18 protein-coding genes and 1 tRNA gene are annotated in these 25,469 nt (G+C 61.6%); 7 read left to right on the top strand and 12 right to left on the bottom strand.

Annotated features, from left to right (window positions below; all coding sequences use genetic code 11):
• The first annotated feature begins 92 nt into the window (after positions 1-92).
• The 3 genes from AC0CMF_RS04830 (at position 93) to AC0CMF_RS04820 (ending at position 5,347) form a co-directional block, all read left to right on the top strand.
• Entirely contained in the window at positions 93-1,979 is a 1,887-nt protein-coding gene (locus AC0CMF_RS04830; protein WP_374628371.1) for a sigma-54-dependent Fis family transcriptional regulator, read from the top strand.
• Between the two features lie 367 nt (positions 1,980-2,346).
• Positions 2,347-3,420, top strand: a complete 1,074-nt coding sequence (locus AC0CMF_RS04825; protein WP_374628370.1) for a 2,3-butanediol dehydrogenase — start codon at positions 2,347-2,349, stop codon at positions 3,418-3,420.
• A 124-nt stretch (positions 3,421-3,544) separates the two neighbouring features.
• Positions 3,545-5,347, top strand: a complete 1,803-nt coding sequence (locus AC0CMF_RS04820; protein WP_374628369.1) for an NAD(P)/FAD-dependent oxidoreductase — start codon at positions 3,545-3,547, stop codon at positions 5,345-5,347.
• A 60-nt stretch (positions 5,348-5,407) separates the two neighbouring features.
• Here AC0CMF_RS04820 and AC0CMF_RS04815 read toward each other — a convergent pair whose 3' ends face one another.
• The 3 genes from AC0CMF_RS04815 to AC0CMF_RS04805 all read right to left on the bottom strand — a co-directional run bounded on the left by AC0CMF_RS04815 (position 5,408) and on the right by AC0CMF_RS04805 (position 8,030).
• Entirely contained in the window at positions 5,408-6,400 is a 993-nt protein-coding gene (locus tag AC0CMF_RS04815) for an MBL fold metallo-hydrolase (RefSeq protein WP_374628368.1), read from the bottom strand.
• A gap of 180 nt (positions 6,401-6,580) precedes the next feature.
• Positions 6,581-7,495, bottom strand: a complete 915-nt coding sequence (locus AC0CMF_RS04810) for a LysR family transcriptional regulator (protein WP_058899999.1) — start codon at positions 7,493-7,495, stop codon at positions 6,581-6,583.
• Positions 7,496-7,544: 49 nt separating this feature from the next.
• Complete coding sequence (locus tag AC0CMF_RS04805; RefSeq protein ID WP_374628367.1) at positions 7,545-8,030, bottom strand: Rrf2 family transcriptional regulator; 486 nt, start codon at positions 8,028-8,030, stop codon at positions 7,545-7,547.
• 109 nt (positions 8,031-8,139) lie between these two features.
• Between AC0CMF_RS04805 and AC0CMF_RS04800 the strand changes: the two genes are divergently transcribed.
• Complete coding sequence (locus tag AC0CMF_RS04800; protein ID WP_374628366.1) at positions 8,140-8,826, top strand: class I SAM-dependent methyltransferase; 687 nt, start codon at positions 8,140-8,142, stop codon at positions 8,824-8,826.
• Positions 8,827-9,137: 311 nt separating this feature from the next.
• Positions 9,138-11,990, top strand: a complete 2,853-nt coding sequence (locus AC0CMF_RS04795; protein WP_374628365.1) for a UvrD-helicase domain-containing protein — start codon at positions 9,138-9,140, stop codon at positions 11,988-11,990.
• Positions 11,991-12,362: 372 nt separating this feature from the next.
• Here AC0CMF_RS04795 and AC0CMF_RS04790 read toward each other — a convergent pair whose 3' ends face one another.
• The 7 genes from AC0CMF_RS04790 to AC0CMF_RS04760 form a co-directional block, all read right to left on the bottom strand.
• Complete coding sequence (locus AC0CMF_RS04790) at positions 12,363-14,207, bottom strand: DUF2264 domain-containing protein (protein ID WP_374628364.1); 1,845 nt, start codon at positions 14,205-14,207, stop codon at positions 12,363-12,365.
• Positions 14,208-14,281: 74 nt separating this feature from the next.
• Positions 14,282-15,562: an ABC transporter substrate-binding protein gene (locus tag AC0CMF_RS04785; protein WP_374628362.1), complete on the bottom strand. Its 1,281-nt coding sequence runs from the start codon at positions 15,560-15,562 to the stop codon at positions 14,282-14,284.
• A gap of 55 nt (positions 15,563-15,617) precedes the next feature.
• On the bottom strand, positions 15,618-16,328 hold the full coding sequence (locus AC0CMF_RS04780; RefSeq protein ID WP_374628360.1) for a DUF624 domain-containing protein: 711 nt from the start codon (positions 16,326-16,328) through the stop codon (positions 15,618-15,620).
• Between the two features lie 22 nt (positions 16,329-16,350).
• The gene (locus AC0CMF_RS04775; RefSeq protein ID WP_374628359.1) at positions 16,351-17,460 is read right to left on the bottom strand and encodes an ABC transporter ATP-binding protein; all 1,110 of its coding nucleotides are present in this window, start codon (positions 17,458-17,460) and stop codon (positions 16,351-16,353) included.
• A 15-nt stretch (positions 17,461-17,475) separates the two neighbouring features.
• On the bottom strand, positions 17,476-18,648 hold the full coding sequence (locus AC0CMF_RS04770; protein ID WP_374628358.1) for a glycoside hydrolase family 88 protein: 1,173 nt from the start codon (positions 18,646-18,648) through the stop codon (positions 17,476-17,478).
• 4 nt (positions 18,649-18,652) lie between these two features.
• Complete coding sequence (locus tag AC0CMF_RS04765; RefSeq protein ID WP_374628356.1) at positions 18,653-19,489, bottom strand: carbohydrate ABC transporter permease; 837 nt, start codon at positions 19,487-19,489, stop codon at positions 18,653-18,655.
• Positions 19,490-19,492: 3 nt separating this feature from the next.
• Positions 19,493-20,422, bottom strand: a complete 930-nt coding sequence (locus tag AC0CMF_RS04760; RefSeq protein WP_472481317.1) for a carbohydrate ABC transporter permease — start codon at positions 20,420-20,422, stop codon at positions 19,493-19,495.
• Positions 20,423-20,681: 259 nt separating this feature from the next.
• On the opposite strand from AC0CMF_RS04760, the gene AC0CMF_RS04755 reads away from it, so the two are divergent.
• Both AC0CMF_RS04755 and AC0CMF_RS04750 read left to right on the top strand, forming a co-directional pair.
• A complete protein-coding gene (locus AC0CMF_RS04755; protein WP_374628354.1) occupies positions 20,682-22,481 on the top strand; it encodes a heparinase II/III domain-containing protein in 1,800 nt (599 codons plus the stop codon).
• Positions 22,482-22,493: 12 nt separating this feature from the next.
• Positions 22,494-23,279 (top strand): discoidin domain-containing protein, encoded by a 786-nt coding sequence (locus AC0CMF_RS04750; protein ID WP_374628352.1) that lies wholly within the window; start codon positions 22,494-22,496, stop codon positions 23,277-23,279.
• A gap of 126 nt (positions 23,280-23,405) precedes the next feature.
• On the opposite strand, the gene AC0CMF_RS04745 is transcribed toward AC0CMF_RS04750, so the two are convergent.
• Together AC0CMF_RS04745 and AC0CMF_RS04740 are read right to left on the bottom strand one after the other, a co-directional pair.
• Positions 23,406-24,176 carry a FadR/GntR family transcriptional regulator gene (locus AC0CMF_RS04745; protein WP_374628351.1) on the bottom strand — a complete coding sequence of 257 codons (771 nt, stop codon included), beginning with the start codon at positions 24,174-24,176 and terminating at the stop codon, positions 23,406-23,408.
• Between the two features lie 303 nt (positions 24,177-24,479).
• Positions 24,480-24,553, bottom strand: a tRNA-Gln gene (locus AC0CMF_RS04740).
• Between the last annotated feature and the right edge of the window lie 916 nt (positions 24,554-25,469).

Genomic DNA, 25,469 nt, shown 5'->3' with positions numbered 1-25,469 from the left:
GGACGAGGCTGCGATGATTAGGCACTTCAGACAATCCCGGCTATGATCGGGCCAAAGATCACGGGAGGCAGTCCGGAGGGGCTGGTGATTTGATGGGCTTTTCCGATCACATCAAGGAAATCGAGCGCGTCGGGCAGGGCAGCAACACGGGCAGGGATGCCGTGGTCGTTGCCTCCTGGCGGCGCTGCCTCGAGACCTATCAGCTTGATCCGGCCAAGGCGCGGGAGGCGGTGATCGTGTCCGAGACGCGGCTGCGCGAGCACCGGCAGCAGGCCGAGGATCTGGTGCATATCGCAAGATCCGGTCTGGAGCGGCTCTACCGGCAGGTGGCGGAGCAGAATTATGTCCTGCTTCTTTCCGACCGGCAGGGCGTCACCGTCGAGTTTCTGGGCGATCCGTCCTTCAACAACAACCTGCGCAAGGCAGGGCTTTATCTGGGATCCGAATGGTCCGAGCCGCGTGCCGGAACCTGTGCGGTGGGGGCCTGCATCACCACCGGCGAGCCGCTGACGATCCACCAGACCGACCATTTCGACATCACCCACACGCCGCTCTCCTGCACTGCTGCGCCGATCTATGACACGCAGGGCGCGCTTGCGGCCGTTCTCGACATTTCGCTGCTGAGTTCGCCGATCCTCAAGGCCAGCCAGAATATGGCGCGCCATCTGGTGTCCTCCACGGTGCGGCGGATCGAGCTGGCCAACCTGATGGCCAGCAGCCGCCACGATCTGGTGCTGCGCTTTGCCGGAGCGCCGGAGTTTCTCGATGTGGACCCGGAAGCGGCGATTGCCGTTGACGGGGCAGGGCGCATCACCGGCATGACGCATGGCGGCGCAAAGCTTCTGGCCGCCTCGCGTGGTCTCGACTGGCGCAGGCCCGAACTGCTGCTGGGGCAACTGGTCACGGATTTCTTTGACGCGGAGTTTGGCGAACTGGCTTCGCTGACCCGGGCCAGCCTGCCGCAGGACCGCAGGATTGCCCTGCGCGGCGGCGCGTTCCTCTATGCCCATGCCATCGAGCCGCAGCAGCGCATTGCAGGCCAGCCAACGGCCCGCCTGCCGCGTGCCGTGCCCGCGCTGAGCCGGCTGGGCGGCGCCTGTCCGGCCATGGACAGCCTGCGGCGCAAGGTCATGAAGCTGGCGCCTGCGCGCCTGCCTGTGCTGCTTCAGGGGCAGACAGGCACCGGCAAGGAGCATCTGGCGCGGATCATCCATGAGGTCAGCGGCGTTTCCGGCCGGTTCGTCGCCGTCAACTGCGCCGCCATTCCCGAACAGCTGATCGAGAGCGAATTGTTCGGCTATGCGCCGGGCGCCTTCACCGGAGCGCTTGCCAAGGGGCGCAAGGGGCTGGTGGAAGAGGCGAGCGGCGGCACGCTGTTCCTGGATGAAATCGGCGACATGCCCTTTGCGGCGCAGAGCCGGCTGCTCCGGGTGCTGGCGGAAGGCGAGGTTCTGCCCGTGGGCGGCTCCGTGCCGCGCAAGATCAGCTTCCGCGTCATCTCCGCCTCTCACCGGCCACTGGCGGCCCTTGTTGCGGCAGGCCGTTTCCGCGAGGATCTCTATTACCGGCTGAATGCCGCCGTTCTGCCGCTGCCGCCGCTGTCCGAGCGGGAGGACTTTCCCTGGCTGCTCGCCCGGCTCCTTGAAAAGCATGCCGCCGGGGGGCGCCCCTTGCGGCTTTCGCCGGAGGCCAGAGTGCTGGTGCTCGCCCATTCCTGGCCGGGCAACATCCGCGAGCTCGACAATGCCATCGCCTTTGCCGCTGCCCTTTGCGAGGATGGCGTGATCGGGGTGGAGGACCTGCCGGAGCAGCTGACCCTTTCGCCCCATGCTATCGCAGAAGGCAATGACGGGGACGAACTGCGCGCCATGCTCTCCGCCTGCAAGGGCAATGTCTCTGAAGCTGCACGGCGGCTCGGCATCGACCGCACCACCTTGCACCGCCGGATGAGGCGCCTGGGCATCGGCCGCCCGCATTAGGACGGATCGGAGCCTGTGATGGGCGCGATTGTGGCGCAGCCTCAGCCCGAGCCGCGCCACACACCCGGCGTCGTCCCGGACGCAGCGGAGCGGAGATCCGGGACCCACTCGCTTGCAGAGCGGTGAAGCTGAAGCGCGGAGTAGAGGCTTGCTCCGGTTATCACGTGCGCTGATCTGTCTGCATCTCAGCGCCTCGCGATCAACCGCCGCACTGTGGCGTGCGCCGCAGCTGTTGCGCCACACCTGCGGCGCTTGCTGCCACCACAGGCGCTGAAAATCCTGCATTCTCAGTCCGCCTTCCCGCCGTGTGCGCTGGCACGGCCGTTGCAATTCCCCCTGGCATCAAGAAGCAGCCACAGGAGGAAACATGCGCGCGCTCAGATTTCATGCAGCCCAGGACTTGCGGCTTGAGGACATTCCCGAGCCGAAAAAGCCGGGACCGGGACAGGTGCTCGTCCGCAACCGGTTCGTTGGCATCTGCGGCACCGATCTGCACGAATACAGCTACGGCCCGATCTTCATTCCCACCGAGCCGCATCCCTTCACCGGCGCCCATGGCCCGCAGGTTCTCGGCCATGAATTCGGCGGCGTTGTCGAAGCCGTCGGGGACGGTGTCACTTCGGTTGCGCCCGGTGACCGGGTGTCGATCCAGCCGCTCGTCATGCCGCGTTCGGGCGATTACTTCGCCGACCGCGGGCTGTTCCACCTCAGCCCGCAGCTCGCCCTTGTCGGCCTCAGCTGGGATGGCGGCGGCATGGCCGAGGCCGCTCTCGTCAACGAGTACAATGTCCAGAAAATCCCCGATGAAATGACGGATGAAGAGGCCGCGCTCGTCGAGCCCACGGCGGTTGCCGTCTATGCCTGCGACCGGGGCGGGGTGACGGCGGGCAACAGCGTGCTGGTGACGGGCGCAGGCCCCATCGGCATGCTGACGCTGCTTGCCGCCCGTGCCGCCGGTGCCACGCAGCTCTTCGTCTCCGATCTCAACGATGCAAGGCTGGAGCTGGCCAAGGGTGTGCTGCCCGGCGTCATCACCATCAACCCCAAGCGTGACAAGGTGGGCGATGTGGTCCGCTCGCTGACCGAGGGGCAGGTGGGCTGTGATGTGGCCATCGAATGCGTCGGCAATGAACACGCGCTGAAGGCCTGCGCCGATGCGGTGCGAAAGCAGGGCGTCGTCGTGCAGACGGGCCTGCATCCGCATGACAACCCGCTCGACTGGTTCCAGGTCACCTTCCGTGATCTGGAGATCAAGGGCTCCTGGGCCTATCCGACCCACTACTGGCCGCGCGTCATCCGCCTGATCGCCTCCGGCCTGCTGCCGGCCACGAAGATCGTCACCAAGCGCATCACGCTCGACACGGCGGTGAAGGAAGGCTTCGACGTGCTGCTCGATCCGGCAGGCACGCAGCTGAAGATCCTGATCGACCTGTCGAAATAATGATCTCCGGCCTGCGCCTGCCCGGGAGAGGAGCCTGGGCGGCGCCGGCCGGTCCGATCCCGGCGCGCCCCCGCAACGGGGGCATGCCGCCTTGCAAACCACAAGCACTCATGGAGGAGATGACATGCTTGATACCAGCCCCGCAACGAAGATCGATACCGCCCTTGCCAAGCTCGGCAAGGCGCTGGAGAGCGGCAACATAGAGGCCGCCGTGAACCTGTTTCAGGCCGAATGCTACTGGCGTGACCTTGTGACCTTCACCTGGAACCTGAAGACGCTGGAAGGCCACGGCGAGATCCGCAGCATGCTCACCCGCCAGCTGGCCGCCATCAAACCCTCCGGCTTCGTGCAGGACAGCAAGGAGGCCGCATCCGAGGCGGGCGGTGTCACCGAAGGCTGGTTCGAGTTCGAAACCGGCGCGGCGCGCGGCTATGGCCATATCCGCCTCAAGGACGGGCTGATCTGGACCCTGCTCACCACCATGACGGAGCTGAAGGGGCATGAAGAGCCGAAAGGCTTCCGCCGCCCCATGGGCGCCGAGCATGGCCATGACCGCAACCGCAAGACCTGGAAGGAAAAGCGCGAGGCGGAGACGGCCGAACTCGGCTATTCGGTGCAGCCCTATGTGGTGATCATCGGCGGCGGGCAGGGCGGCATCGCCCTGGGTGCGCGCCTGCGCCAGCTGGGTGTGCCGGCCATCATCATCGAAAAGAACGAGCGGCCCGGCGACAGCTGGCGCAAGCGCTACAAGTCGCTCTGCCTGCATGATCCGGTCTGGTACGACCATCTGCCCTACATCCCGTTCCCGGAGAACTGGCCCGTCTTCACGCCCAAGGACAAGGTGGGCGACTGGCTGGAGATGTATACCAAGGTGATGGAGCTGAATTACTGGGGCTCCACCACGGCCAAGTCGGCGCACTATGACGAGAAGACCGGCGAATGGACCGTCGTCGTCGACCGCGCTGGAGAGGAAGTGGTGCTGCGGCCAAAGCAGCTGGTGCTGGCCACCGGCATGTCCGGCAAGCCCAATGTGCCGAAATTCCCCGGACAGGATGTGTTCAAGGGCGAGCAGCAGCATTCCTCGCAGCATCCGGGGCCGGATGCCTATACCGGCAAGAAGGTCGTCGTTATCGGCTCCAACAATTCGGCGCATGACATCTGCGCCGCGCTGTGGGAAGCGGGTGCCGATGTCACCATGGTGCAGCGCTCCTCCACCCATATCGTCAAGTCGGACTCGCTGATGGAAATCGGCTTGGGTGACCTTTACTCCGAGCGTGCGGTGCAGGGCGGCATGACGACCCGCAAGGCCGATCTCATCTTCGCCTCGCTGCCGTACCGGATCATGCATGAGTTCCAGATCCCGATCTATGACAAGATCCGCGAGCAGGATGCAGATTTCTATGCAGCGCTCGAGAAGGCCGGTTTCATGCTTGATTTCGGCGATGATGGCTCCGGCCTTTTCATGAAATACCTGCGCCGCGGCTCAGGCTATTACATTGACGTGGGCGCCTGCGATCTCGTCATCGACGGCTCGATCAAGCTGAAGTCCGGCGTGGACGTGTCGCATCTCAGCGAAACCGCCGTGGTGCTGAAGGATGGCACGGAGCTGCCCGCAGATCTCTTGGTCTATGCCACCGGCTATGGCTCGATGAACGGCTGGGCCGCCGATCTCATCTCGCGTGAGGTGGCGGACAAGGTCGGCAAGTGCTGGGGGCTTGGCTCCAACACCACCAAGGATCCCGGACCCTGGGAAGGCGAGCAGCGCAACATGTGGAAGCCGGTGCAGCAGGAGGCGCTGTGGTTCCACGGCGGCAACCTGCACCAGTCCCGCCACTACTCGCAATATCTCTCGCTGCAGCTGAAGGCCCGGCACGTGGGCCTCGACACTCCGGTCTACGGCATGACCAAGCCGCATCACCTGTCCTGATCCGGACCACTCCTGAAATCCAAGGCGCCCGCACTCCGGGCGCCTTGGTACCGATGGCGGTTACCGGACGATCCCGCCCTCGCCATCCGAGTAGTTCACCGGGATCCAGCCGAAGTGCTGGCCCTCTTGCAGGACATTCCCGATCCCGGGAAATGCGATGTGTGCACCGGCGACGAGGTATCCTTCTCTGACGGCTTCGGCGAAGGCTTTCCTGCGGGAGGCAACGGCGCCAGGTCCGTCCACATCGAACTCGATGGTCACCTCCGGCTGTTTGAACTGAACGATATCGCCATGGGTGATATCGCCCCAGAACACCAGCTTCCGGCCGCCACTTTCCACCACGATGGAGCTGTGGCCGGGCGTATGTCCGGGCCGCAGGATCGAGCGGAAGCCCGCGATGACCTCCGCATCATCTTCAAAGGGCGCCACCCGGCCTTGCTGCAGATAAGGCCGCAGGCACTCCTCCGCTTCCTGAAAAAGCTGCGGGTTCAGGCCTTCAGGCCGAGCAGCTGCGGGCGTTTCCAGCCAGAAGTCCAGCTCACGCTTTGGAACATGAAGGGTTGCATTCTCGAACACGGGTTTGCCGTCGCGGATGAGCCCGCCGGTATGGTCTGTGTGGACATGGGTCAGGATGACATGATCGACCTGGGCGGCGGTGTAGCCGGAGGCCTCGAGATTGGACATCAGATGCCCGGCTTCTGCACCCAGATAGTGCCCGGTGCCCGCATCGATGAGGACGAGCCGCGCGCCATCATTGACCAGAAACGCGTTGACCGATGTGTCGGTCGGAATGTCCCGGTATGCCCTGCGGAGCAGCCCGGCTGCGTCCTGCGCCATGACATCCCGGTACATCTGCGGCAGAGGCAGCGGCAGCGTGCCGTCCAGAAGGGCCGTGATTTCCAGATCGCCAAGCGCCATCCGGTAAAAGCCGGGTGCCTGGAAATGCTGCTTTGGCGCCGCCGCGAAGGCGGAGGAGGGGAGATTGGGAAGCGCTGCGGCTGTGGCCAGAACCGAAGCGCCCTTCAGGACGCCCCGTCTCGTGATGCTGTTCATGAAAAGCTCCGTCGGAACAATGACGCTGCCTGCGCCCTTCAGGGCCATGCAGCGTGTGCCGGGTGAAGCTAGGGGCTGGCAGTGCCGGGGATTAGCCGGTGAAGCTGGATCTCACTGTCAAGAATCCGGTTACAATCGATCGTTGACAAGCGGCGGTCCCGGGCGGTGTTTTCCGGTGGGTCAGGGCAACTGCAGGACTTCACCAAGATGCTCCGTCAGGTAGTCGATGAAGGCTCTCACCTTGAGAGGCTGAACCCGGCCGCCCGCTCTGACGGCATACAAGGTGGCGTCCGGGCCGGACCATTGCGGGAGGATGCGGACGACCTCGCCGGCCTCCACTGCGGCGCGCACCAGATAGGGATTTGTCAGCTGAATGCCTTGCCCCCTGACCAGAAACTCCAGCAAGGCTTCCGGGTCCGAGGCAACAACCGCCGGGTTGATCGGATAGTCGGCAACATCATTCTCAGCCATCAGCGGCCAGGAATGCTCGGGCCTGCCGTAGAACAGCTGCGTCACGAGGCAGTCATGGTCCTTCAATTGCGAAGGATGATCGGGCGTGCCGCGCCGTTCCAGATAGTGCCGCGACGCGTAAAGGCCCGTGCCGATATCGGCGAGACGCCGGGCGGCGAGGTTGGAATCCGGCATCTGGCCGTTCCAGAGGCGGCAGGCCACGTCGATGTTCTCGTGCACGATATTTCTGATGCCGTGGTCGAGCAGCAGCTGCAGTTTGACCTGCGGATAGGTTTCGCGAAACCCGGCCAGAAGCGGGGCGAGGGTTCTGGTGGCCAGCCAGTGCGGCGCTGTTACTCTGAGCCAGCCTGACGGCGTGCCATGCACCTGTTCGACGGCGCTTTCCGCATCGGAAATGAGGCGGACGAGGCCCCGGCACCGTTCGAAATAGATCGTCCCGGCCTCTGTCAGCCGGATGGTGCGGGTGGTGCGGTGGAAAAGCTTGACCCCCAGCCGCTGCTCCAGATCCTGCACCTTCTTGCTGACCCGTGCCTTGGATGTCCGCAGGCTTTCGGCCGCCGCCGTAAAGCTGCCCCGCTCGGCAACCTCGATGAAGGCCAGTGTATCGCTCATGTCCCGCAGCATCTGATACTTCCTTCAAGTCTCGTGCACTGGCCGCATCTGCGGGGCCAGATCAGGCCCCCTTCTGGGTGGGAAGAGCCGCGCCCCCGGCAGCAGGTGCCCCGTTGCCGCACGCGCCGGACGACGCTTCCTGAGGCTGGGGCATGAGCTGATCCAGCGTCACTTCGGCGAACCGGGCAAGCAGCAGGCTCTGCGCATTGTGCAGGGTGCCGGCCAGGGCCGCATTGGTGTTCCGTTCGATCATGCAGCCGGGATGGGCGCTGCGGGAGCCGATGGCGAAAAGCGCCGGCCGGCCGAGCGCCTCATAGACGGCAAGCAGCGTGATTTCGCCAAGCGGCCGGGCCAGCTGCCAGCCTCCGCCGTGGCCCTTGCCGGAGGTGACATAGCCCGCCTTGCGCAAGCCCGCCATGGTCCTGCGGAAGACGGCCGGGTTGGTGCCCATGCTCCGGGCCAGAACCTCCGAGGTCAATGGTTCCTCGACCTGTCCCATGTGCAGGAGCACATGCAGCACGTCCGAAAGCCTCGTGTCCTTGTTCATCACCTGCCTCTGCACCGGCCGTCATGCGGCTGCATAACATGTATCAGTTGTTGATACGTGAGGAAATGCCGTGTTATGTATCAGTTAAAGTTACATGAAAGGATGCCCCATGACCCGCACGCCCAATTCCTTCATGGACCCGGCCGCCGTCGCCTCCTACCTGCGCGATACGCCCCGCAAGGTGCCGGGACTGGCGGATCTTCACAAGATGACGGCACTGCTCATTGCCGAAAAGGCTCGCCGCGCGGCACACATTCTGGTGGTGGGGGCAGGCGGCGGGCTGGAAATCCGGGCCATGGCGCAGGTGCAGCCGGACTGGCGGTTTACGGGTGTCGATCCATCGCCCGCCATGCTGGACATCGCCCGGCAGACACTTTCCGGCTGCGCGGAGCGGGCAGAGCTCATTCTGGGCACCGCCATTGACGCCCCCCTTGGCCCTTTTGACGGGGCCGTGTGCCTTCTGACGCTGCATTTCCTCAGCAGAGCCGAAAGGCTCCAGACCTTGCGGGACGTTCGCAGCCGCCTCAAGCCGGGCGGCATCTTCGTTGCGGCCCACCACACCAGCCCCGGCGGCGAGCCCGAGACCTGGCTGGCCCGCTCCGCCGCCTTTGCCGCAGGCGCAACCGCGGATCCTCACAAGGCCGCAGCATCGGCCAAAGCCATGGCGGAGCGCCTGCCGCTGCTCTCTCCGGCGGAAGAAGAAGACTGTTTCCGGGAAGCCGGCTTCAAGACGCCATCCCTCTTCTACGCCGCCCTGTCCTTCCGCGGCTGGATCATGAGCGCAGAAGGGGGATGAGGCGGGGCTTGCCATGGCCGCACCCAAGGGGAGGGGGGACTCACGGACCCCATCTGTTCACTCGGAGCGGGAATTATTTCCGGTAGATTGCCATTGCCTGAAGAGCGCACGTAGATTCAGAAGAATTTAAGTTTGCTGTGAAAGTGAAATCATTGTCTAGCGCGCTACGGCAGTGCGAAGGAGATGATCGGGATGAGATCAGGGCGGACATATTGACCAGACTGCGGCAGCACCCTCTCCTAGGGCTTCTCACCAACCTATTCTCACACAGCGCCCGCGCAATTGAGCTTTCTGGACTGGACCTGCTTATCATGCAGCGCGGCGCGATATCGACGGTTTCGCTTGAGGAATTGATCTCCCCACCATCGGTGGACAGGGGGGTGTTTGGCGCTTCTTGCAAATTCTTGGCGTCTGGGAGGCGCGAGTTCCTGTTGGGTGGCGCACGGTTTCCGGATGCTTGCTCCTTCTCTGACGAGGTAAAAGCTGCTTGGATTGCTTTCAACCTCCAGGCTCTGGAGCGGGAGGGGGATCGCTTGGCCAATCTTCATACCCGGATCGCCGATATGGGAAGGCCAACAGTCTATCCTGCAGCCTGTCTGCTCGCCTCTCTGTGGAATGATGCGAAGGCGCTGGATGATTCACTTCTGTCGAAGCTCAACCCGGACGCTATAGGTCCAGAAGCGGCAGCGTGTGTGTCGCGGATCAGGAGTTTCGTCGAAAAGCCAAAAGCCATGCGCTCGGCTGCTATCGACTCCTTTATCACGGGCGAATTGGAACGCTGGAAAGAGTTCTTCGATACGATTGAAAGCAAACCGCTCACACCCGAACAGCGGCTTTCGGTTGTTGTTGACGAAGACGCCACGCTGGTTCTTGCTGGGGCCGGTTCTGGCAAGACGAGTGTTATTACGGCCAAGGCCGCCTATCTCGTCAAAGCCGGTATCCGCCGGCCGGAAGAGATCCTGTTGCTGGCCTTTGCCAAGAACGCGGCAGCGGAAATGTCAGAGCGTGTCGAGGCGCGTTCCGGTGTACCGATCGTAGCCCAGACATTTCATGCCATCGCTTACGATATCATCGGCCTAGTGGAAGGCCGCAAGCCACCTCTGGCCGACCACGCGACTGACGACCTAGCATTCACCAACCTGATCAAGCAGATCCTGAGGGATCTTGTCCATGCGCTGACAGAAGTGTCGAGAGTCATTGTCCAGTGGTTTGCCCACTTCCTGGTGGAGCCCAAGACCGAGTGGGATTTCAAGACGAAGCACGCCTATTACAGCCATCTGGAGAAGCAGGACCTGCGGACCCTTCAGGGCGAGAAGGTGAAGAGCTATGAAGAACTGCAGATCGCAAATTGGCTCTACGAGAACGGCGTCGCATATGAATACGAGCCCGAATACGAGCACAAGATCGATGAAACCGGACGCCGGGGGTATTGCCCCGACTTTCGCCTAACCGGGAGTGGTGTCTACATAGAACACTTCGGTGTCCGCCGTGAGATACTGCCTGATGGAACCGGGCGTTTGGTTACTGCGCCGTTCGTGGATCGGGAAGCGTATCTGGCGGGCATGGAGTGGAAGCGCAAAGTTCACGCCGAGCATGAGACCACGCTGATTGAAACCTATAGCTACGAACAGCAGGAAGGGCGCCTGTTGATCAGCCTAGCGGAAAAGCTGGCACCACATGTGACACTGATGCCGCGCCAAGCCGACACAATTTTCGATCGTGTCGTGGCAATGGCGCAGGTCGACACTTTTTCACAATTGCTCGCGACATTCCTGCGCAAGTTTAAGAGCGGTGGTTATACTCTATCTGATTGTGGAGCCAAGGCTGAGAAGATGAAACTCGGCACGCGCGGTAAGGCTTTCCTCGCAGTCTTCGCTCCTGTCTTTGCCGAGTATCAGAAACGGCTTGGCGGACGGATCGACTTCGAGGACATGATCCTGCGGGCCGCGCACTACACCGAGACAGGGCGATATGTGAGCCCATTTCGCCATATCCTGGTCGACGAGTTTCAGGACATCTCTCAGAGCCGGGCTAGGTTGGTGAAGGCGTTGAAGGGCCAGCATCCAGACGCTCGCCTCTTCGCCGTTGGCGACGACTGGCAGTCGATCTTCCGTTTCGCGGGATCTGACATCCATTTAATGCGGCACTTCGGCGCTGAATTCGGTGGCAGCTTCGGCGGCGAGACGGGGGTGCACCGAACGGTAGATCTTGGACGTACATTCCGCTTCTTAGACCAGATTGCCTATGCGGCCAGATCCTTCGTGTTGAAGAACCCTGCTCAGATTTCCAAACAAATCGTTCCCGCCGGAACGGCTACAGAACCCGTCATCAGGATCATGATGGTGGCGAAGAACGAGAACCTGAGCGCACTGGACAATGTGCTTCAAGGACTATCCACCCGGGTAGAGCCCGCCACGACGGAGACAGTTCTGCTGTTGGGGCGGTACCGCTTTCTTGAGCCTGACATGCGGGAGCTTCAGCGCCGGTTTCCGCGACTGCACATCACCTTCAAGAGCATTCACGCGTCCAAGGGGCTTGAGGCCGATCATGTCATTCTCTTGAATGCCGACAGTGGTCGAGCAGGGTTCCCCTCGGAAGTGGTCGACGACCCGCTACTCAGTCTGGTTTCACCCGAGACTGAGGCCTTCGAGAATGCGGAGGAGCGGCGTGTTATGTATGTGGCCATGACGCGCGCCCGGCACACGCTGTCAATCCTCGCTTCAAAGTCGCGCCCGTCATCCTTTGTCACAGAGTTGGTCAAGGATCCCGCATATGGGGTCACCTCTGTGACGGAAGAGGAACTGACCCGCGAGTGCGGCGAGTGCGGCGGAAGACTGCTCGACGTCCGAAGGCAGGATGGGCAGATCCGGTATCATTGCGAGCATGTCAAGCATTGTGGAAATGTCTTGCCAGCTTGTGCGTCCTGCGGTAGCGGTCTGCCGCGTCATGCTGAAGGAACAACTGATCTTACTTGCCGGTGCAGTACCAGGTACCCGGCGTGTCCGGACTGCAAGGATGGGTGGTTGATCGAACGGTCGGGTCGCTATGGTGCGTTTCTGAGCTGTGTTCGTTTCCCCGCTTGCGCTGGAAAAGCTCGCAGCGTAGCCGCTGAAGACAAAGCCCGTAGGGCCAAGCCAAGGAGAAAAAGCCAGAGCAGGAAATAATCAACCTGCTAAATAAAGTCGTGCTGGATATCTCCCTGAAATGCTTGCAGATACAGTTTTCTTGCTGCATCGCCGCAATGGTAGAGGCGGCTCTTTTGGTCTGAATATTTTCGGGCCGCACTTCATCTCTGGCCCTTTCTGGTGGGGCAGGTCCACCTCAAGGTGGAAGGGGGTACATCTCTTGCGTTGCGCCGCGATATTCGCGATTTGAGCCAGACCGGCAGGATACTGCGCAAGGCGTCCGAATATTTCGCCCATGCTGGGCTCATGCTAAGTCTTCCGGTGCGGACACATCATGCCTTGAAATGGCTCATGCGCCGCACGGGTTTGCCCCCCCAATGGGCCAGGTTCATTGAGGGATGGTGTCATCCATCAGATGGCGAAAGCTGCCACCTGCCGTCCTCTTGCTGAGAATATCTGCCTTATCTCCGCGATATCCGGCAGGGCCGGGGGCGTTTCGATCGAAATCTTTGCCAGCGCATCGAGGGGCAGGGCGCAGACGGCCGTTGCGAGCCATGTGTCACCTTCGGCAAGTTCACCCCGCAATTGCGGCAGGTTCGTCTTGGCATGGATCAGGTTCGTATTGGCAATCGGCAGATGCGCGTGCCCCTGCCGCTTGACCCTGCCGAGGTCGACAATCGCACTTACATCGGCCTGCCCGTGCCACACCGCCCGGCCTTCGCCCTCTTCAGCGCGATCTCGGGCGAAATCGGCGCGGGCAATGGCAAAGCCGCCTTCAATCGAGGAAAGGGCGCGCGGCGTGATGATGTTATGCAGGCGGATATGCCAGGGATTGACCGGAATGAGCCATGTCTCGATAGTGACATCTGCCCAGGGCTTCCAGCGTGAATAGAGCATGTCACCGGCAATCCGGGCCTCCTCCAGCGTTTCGCGCATACGAAAATGCACACCGTCATCGGACAAGCCGAGCATGTTGTCGAAGCTTGCCGCATCGAAATGCCGGTCATTGGCCTCGATGTTGAAGGCATAGCGGGTCGAATAGGCGAATTTCGCGTATTTTTCGTTGGAGCCGCGCATCTTGCCGTGCTCCTGCCCTGAGGAGAGCACGACAATGTTGCCGGGCGTGTGCATGGCCACCATGCCGGGCTTTTCGAGCGCGACCGGGTCTGTAAAAGCGGGCGGGCTGATTTCATCCGCCGACCAGAACGGATGATCCTCTGGCAGGGCGAGGGCGAGAAAGAACTTGAAGGCCCAGTAGGGCGAGCCTGCAGAATTGTAGCTCTCGCTCATCAGAAGGTTGGGATAGCCATAGCCAACGGACAGAATGCCGTCACGATCGGCGATCGGAAGTTTCGACCACCAGCGGATGTGGCGCATGTAATAGCCCTTGATCTCACCATAGGGCAGGGCTTCCAGACCGGCAAACGCCAGCGAGGCCCAGAAGCCACCTGCGGCAAAGCGGTAGGTCTGGCTGCGCCCGAAGGCAAGGGCTGCCCCATCCGGGCCATACCAGTGGCGGATATCGCGGGCGAACGTCTGCGCTCTTGCCCGCATGCGGGCCTTGCGGGCATCGTCGCCCCGGGCCAGAACCGTGTAGATGAGGCCATAGAAATGCATGGCGAACGGGATGTAGTGGTCAGCCCGCCGCACCGGCCCGTCGCGATACCAGCCTCCGCCAATGTCGAATGCTTCCAGTTCCTCAAGATAGGCGAGTGTCTTTTCAGCATCGACCGCAACGCCAACCCGCTCCAGCCCGAGATCGGTCAGAATGCGGAAGAATTTCCAGTTGTTGTCGACATAGTCGCGTTCGCGCGCCGCCAGAAGGTATGCGCTGATGCGCTGTTTGGCATCCGCCGGTTGCGGCTCCCAGATATGCTCTGGCACCAGAGCCAGGGCAAAACCGATGGCGGCCAATTCGACCAGACGCTGGTTGCGGTCTGCCACATCACCCCAATATTCAGGGTGTCCGGGATTGGTGCCATTGTCCAGCCCACGCCGGTATAAGTCCCAGTGGCCGAACTGCCCGCCACCGGCAGCGAGCGGCACTATGCCCCACAACGGCCGTGCAAACCCCTCCAGATCCGCCGCCGCATGATCGAAGATGGCACCGGCTGCACTCAAACGCACGCGCGCGCCGCCTTCCGAAAAATAAGGAAGCAGAGGTTCGAACAGGCCGTTGACCGCATTGGCCAGATCGGCGCGGGTCTTTAACGGATTTCCAAACAGCGGGTTGGCCTTGGCGGGGTCATAGATCACGGGTCAGGATTCCATATCATTGCATATCAGATGAAACGGCCGCGGGCGGGTTGCCTGCGGCCGTTCTTGTGCGTTTACTTGATGGCCTGCACGCCATCGGACATTTGTTTCAAGCCCTCATCTATCGCGACATTGTCGGTCATGATCGCGTCGTGGACGCGGTTCAAGACGACCTCGATCCGGGCAGCATTCGGATTGACCGCCATTTCAAGATAGGATTTTCCGGCCTTCAATGCCGCCTTGCTGTTGTCGTCGGCAGGGAAACCGGGCAGCGCTGCGATCTTTTCGGCAACATCATCCGAACGGATCGCCGGGATCGTGCCGGTCGAAGCAACGATCTCTGCACCTTCCGGACCGCTCGCGAACTTGATGAAGTCGAGCGCGGCTTCCTTCTGCCGGGAATTGGCGTTGACCGCCAGACCAGAGATCTGCGCGGCCGTGGTGCCGGCCGCGACACCGTCCGGATGCGGGAATGTCACAATGCCCCAATTGACGCTTTTGGATTCACCCGATTTGACCTTGGCGATCTGCGTGCCGATGAACCAGGTGCCCATCGGAAGCATGCCGACCGAACCGTTGAAGAACAGCGCCGAGTAATGCGTGTTGGATGTTTTCAGCGACGCGTAAGACGGAATTGTGCCGTTCTTCTGCAGGGTCAGCGCCCGCTCGTACCACGGCTGCAGGAAGGCATAATCGCCATCGACCAGCGTCTGCTTGCCATCCTGGATGCCGGGCAGTTGCACCGTCGAACGCCAGGTGTGCAGAAGCGCACCATAGGTTCTGTTGGCACCAAAGCCGCCCTTCAGCTTCTCGGCGATTTCGTCGAACTGCTTCCAGGTCATGTCATTGGTTGGATGGGCGATGCCTGCCTTGTCGAAAATGTCCTTGTTGTAATAGACAATCCAGAAATCGGAGCGGAAGGGCAGGGCATAGACCTTGCCGTCCACCGTCAGTTCCTCGATCAGCCCGCCATAGGGCGCCGGATCAATGTTCTGGGAGGTCATGAACTCGTTGAGCGGGGCGATATTGCCCGCACGCACGAGATTGGCATAACCCGGCACATCCTTGATGGTGACAATATCGATATCCGTCGAGCCGCCGGTCAACTGTGTCGAGATCATCTGGGTATAGTCCTGCGAGCCGAGATCGATATGCTCGAACTTCACATTGGGATGCTTTGCCGTGTAGGCCTCGATCAGCGGCTGGTAGAAGGCCACCTTATCCCAGTCCCACAACGCCCATTTCAGCGTGACGGGGTCTGTGCCTTGCGCCAGTGCCGTGCCTCCCAGCGCGGCTGCCATGGTGAAACCGGCAACTGCCGCCTTCATTGATCTCCCGAAAGTCTCCAGATACATCCTCAAGTCTCCTTCCCTGATTGTGTCTGGTTTGAGCCCCGCTCCCACGGTGGCCTTAAGACGGTTCCTTCTCCCCGGAGCGGTGAGCAGGCAGCGCCAGAACCAGCGTCGCGGCCCGCTGTGCGCCGAACATGACGGCGAACACCCCGGCTGAGAAATTGAACGCCGCCGGCATGAAGACGGAGACGGGATAAAACAGGATATGCGCCAGCCAGAGGCTGGCGGTGAACGCGAGCGCGCCGAGAAGCGGGAACGGCCGCCAAAGGCTGGCCAGTGCCGCAAGTTTCAGCGTCTGGAAAAGCGGTTGCTGTGCGGTGACGCTCAGCACCATGAAATGCACCGCCGAGAGCCCGGTGAACACCGTTGCCGCCAGACTGATGGCGAGTGGTGCTGCATAGATGAGGCTTTCGCGAGCCGCCGTGCCATAGGCCACAATGGCGTGGAGGCCAAGTGCCAGCACCGCGCCGGTCGTCAGGCCCCACAGGGTTGCACGCAGAGCGTGCCGGCGAAACGCGTCCACGAAATCGCGCAGCAGATAGACGTTGCGATCCTCCACCATGGCCCGGCAGATGCTGGCTGTGGCAAAGGTGGCGGCGGGCAATGTCACGAGCGGCAGGCTGGCCAGGATGAAGAGCAGGTTCAGCTTCACCAGTTCCCACCATTCGCGGGCGATGATCTGGAAGAAAAGGGCAAGGCCGGTCCGCTTCGGGGCATCCTTGTCGATCCCCTTGCCCTCCTTCGTCCACATTGCCTCCAGCCACTGCATAGGCCGCTCCTTGCTTGCAATCTCAGTAGAGGATCGACCGTTCGCTTTGCGGATCGAACAACTGCGCATTCGTCATGTCGGCGGTCAGTGTCACCATGTCGCCGATCTTCGGTTTGAAGCGCGGCGACACGCGTGCAATGAGTGTCCTGGAGCCAGCCACGAGGTTGAGGTGAACCTCCGAGCCCATGGGCTCGGCCAATTCGACCACAGCCGGGAAGGGGGCGGTGTTTGTATGGTCGATGTCGCCCGGCACCAGTTCGTGAAGGTTTTCCGGCCGGATGCCAAGCATCACCTCTTTGCCAATGTATGGCGTGATGCGGGCGGCATCGAAGGCTTTCGGCAGTGGCAGAACGCGCCCGTCGAATTCGGCGGTGAAGCCATCGCCGCTTCGCTGGATCACCGCGGGTAGCAGATTCATCTGCGGGGCGCCGATGAAGCCCGCCACAAACATGTTGACCGGCCGGTCATACAGGTTTTGCGGCGTATCCACCTGCTGGATATGGCCGTCCTTCATCACAACGATGCGGTCGGCCATGGTCATGGCCTCGATCTGGTCATGCGTCACGTAAATGAAGGTCGCATCCAGCCGCTTGTGCAGCTTGGTGATTTCGGCGCGCATGGTCCCGCGCAGCTTGGCATCGAGATTGGAGAGCGGCTCGTCGAGCAGGAAGACTTCCGGATTGCGCACCATGGCGCGCCCGAGGGCGACACGCTGCCTCTGTCCGCCGGACAAGGCTTTCGGCTTGCGGTTCAGAAGATGGGTGATGTCGAGGATCTTCGCCGCTTCCTGCACCTTGGCGTCGATCACATCACGCGGTGCCTTGCGCAGTTCCAGGCCGAAGGCCATGTTCTTGTAGACCGTCATATGCGGATAGAGCGCATAGTTCTGGAACACCATGGCGATGTCGCGGTCCTTGGACGGCACATCGTTCATCAGGCTCGTGCCGATCAGAAGTTCGCCGCCGGAAACTTCCTCCAGCCCGGCAATCATGCGTAGCGTCGTGGATTTCCCGCAGCCGGACGGGCCGACGAGAATGATGAACTCCTTGTCGGCGATCTCCAGATCGATATCGTGCACCACGGTCAGCGCACCGAATGTCTTGTTCAGCTTTTTCAGCGAAATGCTTGCCATCAACCCCTCACGCGATCACCAGTAGGAAGACCAGTTGCGCGACAGGCGCGTCAGAGCTTCCATGTAATAATAGTCACCCCAGGACACGCACTCGTCGACGCCTTCGCCGCGGCAGGTGTTGTGCGGAGTTCTCTTGGAATAGGTGCCATGCAGCACAAGCCCATTGGACAGACTTGGATCCTTGACGGCGTAAGCATCAGCCAGGCTCTTCATCATGCGCCGGGCAAGGTCGCGGTAGCGGAGCGCATCCTCTCCCCCGGCCAGATCGGCCATTTCGAGAAGCCCGCAGGCGGTAATGGAGGCTGACGAACTGTCACGCGGTTCGCCTGAGCCTTCCGTAAAGATCAGGTCCCAATAGGGCACCAGATCCGCCGGCAGCCGCTCGAGATAAAAGGCAAGCAGCCGTTCGAAGGTATCGCGGTACTCGGGCAGCGGCTCGTAGCGGTAGGACAGCGCCATGCCGGCAATGCCCCAGGCTTGGCCGCGAGCCCAGAAACTGTCATCCGAATAGCCCTGCTTGGTCACGCCGCGCACCGGCCCGCCGGTCACCGGGTCCATGTAGAACGTGTGATAGGTGGAGTTGTCCGGCCGTACCGAATGGGCAAGCGTCGTGCGCGCATGGGTCAGCGCGATGTCGCGGTATTTGACATCGCCTGTCTCGGCGCTGGCCCAGTAAAGCAGCGGCAGGTTCAACAGGCAGTCGATGATGTAGCGGTACTCATTCGGATTGTCGCGGCGCCCCCAGGCCTGGATGAACTGCCCCACCGGCTGGAAACGCTCGATCAGCTGTTCGGCAGCGAGAATGGCTGCCTTGCGGCCGTCCTCGTCCCCCACCAGTTTCCAGGCCGCAATGCAGGATGGCGAATAGAGAAAGCCCATGTCGTGGTGGTCGGTCTCGATGCGGTTCTCGATGCGGTGGAGAAAGCTCTGCACCTGGATCTGCCCGGCATACTGAAACACCTTATCGCCAGTGTGCTCAAAGGCGAGCCAGATCTCCCCCGGCCAAAAGCCAGCGGTCCACTGGTCGTTGGGAACGGGAGGATAGACGTTCCCAACGCTCGAATGGTTCTGCGCGGCATAGGTGAAGGCCGGCAGGTTCCGGCGCACCTGCGCCACCGCCTGATCCAGGGCTGCGCGAACCTCGTCACCGGTAATCGGCTCGGGGGATGTGTGAGACAGTGCATTCATGGTTTCAGCCCTTGATCCCGGACGATGCGACGCCTTCCACGAAGAATCGTTGCAGCGCCAGGAAGACGATGAGCACGGGGATGAGTGCCACCACGGAGGCAGCCATGATCAGCCCGTATTCAGCGGAATATTGCGAAATGAACATGCGAAGGCCGATTTGAATCGTCTTCAGTTCAGTGCGGGTGAGGTAGATCATCGGCCCCAGAAAGTCGTTCCAGGTGGTGACGAAGGTGAAAATGGTGAGTGTCGAGAGTGCAGGTTTTGACAGCGGCAACATGATCTTCGCCCAGATCTGGTATTCATTCATGCCATCGATACGGGCCGCCTCGCAGAGTTCCGTCGGGATCGACATGTAGAACTGGCGCATCAGGAAGACGCCGAAGGCTGTGAAGGCCTGCAGGCAGATGAGGGCCAGATGCGTGTTGTTGAGCCCGAATTCGCGCATCAGCAGGAACTGCGGCACCATGTAGACCTGCCAGGGCATGGCAATGGTGGCGATATAGCCGAGAAAGAGCAGGTTCTTGTAGGGGAAGTTCAGCTTGGCAAAGGCATAGGCAGCAAAGCTTGACGTCAGAAGCTGCAGGACCGTGACGATGATTGTCAGCTTTGAGGTGTTGTAGATGAAGAGTGCCAGCGGGATCTTTGTCCAGATGTCGGCATAGTTCTGCCAGCGGGGCTCGGACGGGATCCATTCGATCGGGAAGGCGAAGACGTCTCGGCTGAGCTTCAGCGAGGCTGACAGCATCCAGGCAAAGGGCAGCAGCATGATGATGGTGATGACGATGACCGTCAGATAGACCGCGACCGTTTCCGTGGAGACTTTCTTTCCGGCAATGCGCATGGCTCAGTCCTCCCTCTGGCGGCGGAACTGGACGACGGTTACCGCCAGAACCAGGAAGAACAGGACGAGCGAGATCATGCTCGAATAGCCGAGATCCCAGGAGATGAAGGCCTCGTTGTAAATGTGGTAGACGAGAACCAGCGTCGAGGTGCCTGGCCCGCCCTGGGTGATCATATAGACCTGATCGAAGACCTTGAAGGACTGTATGGTCAGCATCACGGTGACGAAGAAGGTGGTCGGCGCCAGCTGCGGCAGGGTGACATGGCGGAACTTCTGCCAGGTATTGGCTCCATCGAGGCCGGCGGCCTCGTAAAGCTCGGAATTGATCCCCTGCAGACCGGCAAGATAGATCACCATGTAATAGCCCATGCTCTTCCAGATGCCGAAGAGAATGACGGTGACCATGGCCCAATGGCGGTCGGCCGCCCAGCCGGGCAGGTTCTCCGGTGCAACTCCCAATGTGTAGAGGATCATGTTCACCGGCCCCATTTCGGGGTTGAAGATCATGTTCCAGACGACGGCAACGGCCACCAGCGAGGCGACATAGGGAAAGAACATGGCGGTGCGGAAGAAGTCGCGGCCGAAGATCTTCTGGTTGAGAAGGATCGCCAGCCCAAGCGCGCAGGCAAGGGTTGCCGGTACCGATACAACTGTGAACACGATGGTGTTCCACAGGGCATCAATGAAGGCCTGATCGCCGAACAGGCGCCAGAAGTTGTCCAAACCGGCAAAGGTGATCGGGTTGGAGCCATCCCAATGCATGAAGGCAAGTGCAAAAGCAAACAGGATTGGCCCGAGCGTGAAAACCGCAAAGCCCAGGAAGTTTGGTGCAATGAAGGAATAGGCGATCAAGGCATTTTCGATGCGCCGCTGTCGCTTCGAGATGATGCGAACCTTCTTCTTCTTCGCCACGCCCGCTGGGCTGTCTGGCATGGCCGGACTTGCAATGGTCACCAGCATCCTCCCGCACTGCTATCCGGCGGCTTTGAGGCCGTCAGGCAGCGATTTCCTTGATCCTTGTCACGGAGCTGCTGATGTCCGAGCCCCGCCTCCCAAAAACTCCATAACACAAATTACTCATTGGTCAAACAACTTGAAGCGCAGTCAGACAAATATGCTGGAAACCTCAAAATAGGTATGATAGGCCGTTGTTCGATGGTAAGGGGTTTAGGATGCGGCCTGGGAGCGTGATGTGTTTGTGGAGCGACTGAAGGACCTGCCGGACAGTCTCGGAGATTTCGTCCCTGACCGGGTCACGGGTGAGGCGGATGGCTGGGCCGGGGTGCCGCAGCGGGACCGGATGCGCCTGCTGGAGGCCGGTGAGGCCGCGCTCGCCAGGCCGTGGCCGGTCCTGCTCGCCAGCGGCTATCGGCAGTATTGCACGGCCGGAGACCGTGCGGCTTTCGAAGCGCTATATTTTGACCGCCGTCTGAAGCTGAACGACCTTGTGCTGGCCGAAAAAGTCGAAGGGCAGGGGCGGTTTCTCGATGCCATCATCGATGGCATTTTCCTGATCTGCGAGGAAAGCGGCTGGCAGCTTCCGGCACACAATGCCTATGAGCGGGGCGGCACGAGATTGCCGCTGCCTGATCCGTTCGATCCGGTTGTCGACCTCTTCGCGGCGGAGACCGCCGCCACACTGGTGACCGCGCATCATCTTCTGTCTGAGCCGCTCGGCAAGGTCAGCCCCGCCGTTGGCCGGCGTGTCCATGCTGAGGTCGAACGGCGCATCCTCACTCCCTATCTCAACCGCCATTTCTGGTGGATGGGCCGCGGCGGGGAGCGGATGAACAACTGGACGGCCTGGATCACCCAGAACGTCCTTCTGGCCACCTTTGCCCTGCCAACATCACAGGAGCAGCGGCGGGCCGTGCTGGACAAGGCGCTGCCGGGCCTCGATGCCTTTCTCAAGGATTATGCGCCGGACGGAGCCTGTGAAGAAGGTGTAGTCTATTACCGCCATGCAGCGCTTTGCCTGTGCGGTGCCATGACCGTCCTCGATCAGGTGGCGCCCGGGCTGATGGCGCCGCTCTGGCGGGAGCCGAAGATCCGCAACATGGCGGACTATATCCTCCATATGTACGTGGCTGGCGATTATTACGTGAATTTTGCCGACAGTGCCGCACGCGTTGACCCCTGCGGTGCGCGTGAATACCTGTTCGGGCGGGCGGTTGGATCGCAGGCTCTGTCAAACTTCGCCGCCGCCGGTTTCAAACGGCCGCCGGCCCGCCTGATGCCGGGCGAATGGAACCTCTGGTACCGGCTGCAGGCGGTTTTGCTCGCACGCGAGATCGACGAAGTGGAGCCGGAGCCGGAGCCCGCTGGAAAGTCCGATATGTTCTATCCCGGCATTGGCTTGTTCATTGCCCGCGACGACAGGTTCGTGCTGGCGGTGAAGGCCGGCAACAATGGCGAGAGCCATAATCACAATGATGTCGGCAGCGTCACCCTCTACAAGAACGGTGTGCCTCTACTGATCGATGCCGGTGTGGAAACCTACACGGCCAAGACCTTCTCGCCCCGCCGCTACGAGATCTGGACGATGCAATCGGCCTATCACAACCTGCCGTCCTTTGCGGGTGTGGCACAGTCCTGCGGTGCCGGATTTGCCGCCCGTGATGTTGCGGTGTCCTTCGCTGCCGGCGAGGCGCACATCAGCATGGACATTGCCGGCGCGTATCCGCCGGAGGCAGGCCTAAACGCCTACAGGCGCTTGGTCACTCTGCGGCGTGGGGCTTGCGTCGAAATCCAGGACGAGCATGACGGGGAGAAGGCTGCCACGCTGTCGCTGATGCTGATGGTAAAGCCTCAACTGATCCCGCAAGGGCTGCGGCTTGAAGGCCTGGCCGACATTCATCTGTGCGGCGGCGGAACGCCGGTGATCGAACCCATTGTCATTGCCGATCCGCGGCTTCGTCAGTCCTGGCCTGAGCTGCTCTATCGCGTTCTGGTGCCGCTTGCCGGTCCGGTGCTGACGCTCAGGATTTTCTAGGAGAGAGACAGAATGCAATTGATGCTCAAGGTGCTGGACGCGGCAGGCCAGATAAAGGCCGAGGCCGAAGGCGTGGATGAGGTGACACTGGTCTACGGGGAGGCCTATGGTGAGGGGGACCGCCTTGTCGCCGCCGCGCCGGAAGCCGGGCATGTTTGCTTGTGCCTTGATGCAGCCGTCCCGCAGGCCCTCGTCTATCTGAAGCAATCCCCCTTCAGCTTTGTCATTCCTTCCGGTGAAAAGCGCATGCCCTATGCGCCGCAGGCGTTTCTGGGTGACCGGCACCGGCTGCATGTGCGCCGTGCCAGACCTTGCGAGGTCTGGGCAAGGCGCAATCTTGCTTTCAATCCGGCCGACCAGCATGGCAATGAGGTGCTCTTTCCCCATGCGACAGCCAATGTGGAAACCCGCGGCGAAGCACAGTTTGCCGCGCGTAATGCCATCGACGGCGAAAAGGCGAGCTTCGACCACGGCTCCTGGCCCTTCACCAGCTGGGGCATCAACCGTGACCCGGCAGCGGCGATCACCATCGACTTTGGCCGCCGCGTGGAGGTTGACGAGATCGTTCTCTATCTGCGCGCCGATTTTCCCCATGACGCCTGGTGGAAGAGCGCCTGCGTGACCTTTTCCGATGGCAGCACACACCGCTTCGATCTCGTCAAGTCCGGCGCAGCGCAACGCTTCCCGGTTCCGGCCCGTCAGATCGAATGGTTGCGTTTGCATGATATGGTGAAGGCTGACGATCCGTCGCCCTTTCCCGCTCTGACACAGATCGAAGCCTGGGGGCGGGATCTTTGAAAACCTGACCTGGAAAAGGGTTTCAGCGGTGCAGTTGCCTCGCCAAGCGCCCTTGTCCCAGTGGCCCCAGAGGGCCAGGCGAAATGACGCCCATTCCAGTCCGGATCCCGCGGCACCCCGGGGGGATCAGCTGCCGGGGAAGCCCCGCAGAGCGCGCAGCAGATCACGGTAGCGCAATTGACTGCCGCGCAGGTGATCCTGCATGGCGGCGCGGGCTGCCTTCTCATCCCCGTCCGAAATTGCCAGAACCACTGCCTCATGCTCCTCGTGGATCAGACGGCGGTAGGCGGTCTGTTCCGCTGAGCGGTTTTCCGGAACCACTTTCGACTGCGGGATCGCTGCCGGACCGTGCAGCACGAGAAGCTGTGTAAACAGCGGATTGTTGGTCGCTGCGGCAATGGCCATATGCAGGGCAAGGTCCGCTTCCCGGATGGACTGGTCGGCTTCGATGCAGCGTAGAACCTTTGCATGACAGCTGAAGATGGCTTCTTCCTGTGCCGGTGACCGCCGCAGTGCGGCAAGACCCGCAGCCTCTATTTCAAGCGGCGTGCGCACTTCCAGCACTTCCAGGTCCGAGGACATCCGCGCCCAGTCCTGACTGGGAGAGGCGGGCTCCTGCGCCCTATGGCGCAGAACAAAGATGCCCGCGCCCTGGCGCACATCCACCAGCCCGTCGCAACGCAGTGCCGTCACCGCCTCGCGGATCACCGTACGGCTGACGCCGTGGGTCTCCGTCAGTTCGATCTCGCTTGGCAGCCGGTCGCCGGGCATATAGGTGCCGTCCTCAATGGCGCGGCGAAGGCTTTCCTCCACCTTTGCCACCAGAGAACCCGCTCCCTTGCCGCGTGCCTTGGTCTGAACCGTCACTCGTCTTCCCCCGCCATCCTTCGCCGCCATTTGATCAGAAAGCGTGCTTGGCGTGATGATCTGTATGATGAATTTATGAATTATTCAATGTCGTTCGTCCAATTTTCAAGTGGTCAGACGAATTTCGAGCGGCGGAGAACAAAGGGTAGTGCCGGGTAGGGCGAGAGCTGAAGGCGGGCGGAAGCTGACCCTTTTTCGCATAGCGGAGGGCATCTTTGGGTATCAGTTCCGGGGAGAATGCTTTGGGGAGGGCATCGCTTGGCCGAACTGACTGAGAAACGCCGCCATCCTAAGCCGGTTGTCATTAGCGGTTTCAATAATTTGAAAAATTGTTGGCTGGGGAACCTGGATTCGAACCAGGACTAACGGAGTCAGAGTCCGTGGGTCTACCGTTAACCTATTCCCCAGTAGACGCCTTTTGGCGGGCGGCGCTTGGTGGCGCTGCGATGAGGGGGCTTATAGCGGCTTGGGGGCGGGGGATCAACTGGGGAGAGGCAAAAAAATGAAACGGCTGCGCGCCTGTGGATGAATGATCTCAAGCGCTTGGAAAAATGGCGGAATCCGGCCCGGAAACCGGGTTCCCGGAATCTGTCCTGTTTCTGCGGTGCCATATCCGCCGCCGTGACCGGCCGGTGGCGGTCCGCCCTGCGGATGCTTCGTCCGGGTTTTGCCGGCCGGTTTTGAGGGAGGCTCAGCTGTCGTTGCGTCTTTCCTGCCTGTTGCGCTTTGCCGCCTTTGCGCTGCGGCGGGCAAGCTGATACACTTTGCCCAACATTATCTTGTTGCGCGCGCTGTCCTCTCGAGGGCTCCTCTTGGGTGACCGGCGCCGGCGCAGAAGGGCATTCAGGTGGAAGAGCACGGTCAGGAGGCTGCCCCGGCACGGGAGCGGCAGGCTGGTGCGGCTTCGGTTCAGGACGCGCGGTCCGGCAAGGGCCCGCGCAAGAAGCGCCGTTCCAAGGGCAGGGGCGGCGCCCAGAAGCGAATCGAGAACGGGCCAGTTGTGCCCGGACCGCAGGCGGAAACGTCTTCGGGGCCGCGTCCGGCAAAGAAGAAGCACAGGCGCCGTCCGCGCGCCGATCAGCGGCCCAACCGCGCCGAGCGGCGCGCCTGCCTTCAGGGCGAGGATGGTCCTGCCGGTGGCGGCGCAGAGCAAGCCGCCAGTTCCAAAGCTGCCGGTCCCATGGCTGGCGGTTCCATGTCTGCCAGTTCCAAGGCTTCCAGTCCGCAGGGCGGGCAGGCGGGGTCCGATCATAGCGGGCGGAACGGGCAAACGGGCTTTGGTTCTGCTTCTGGTTCGGGTTCCGGTTCTGGTTCTGGTTCTGC

It is taken from the genome of Pannonibacter sp. CBAS1226, assembly GCF_055685825.1.
Note: the sequence above shows the minus strand (reverse complement) of the source record. Positions and strands in the feature narration are given on the sequence as shown.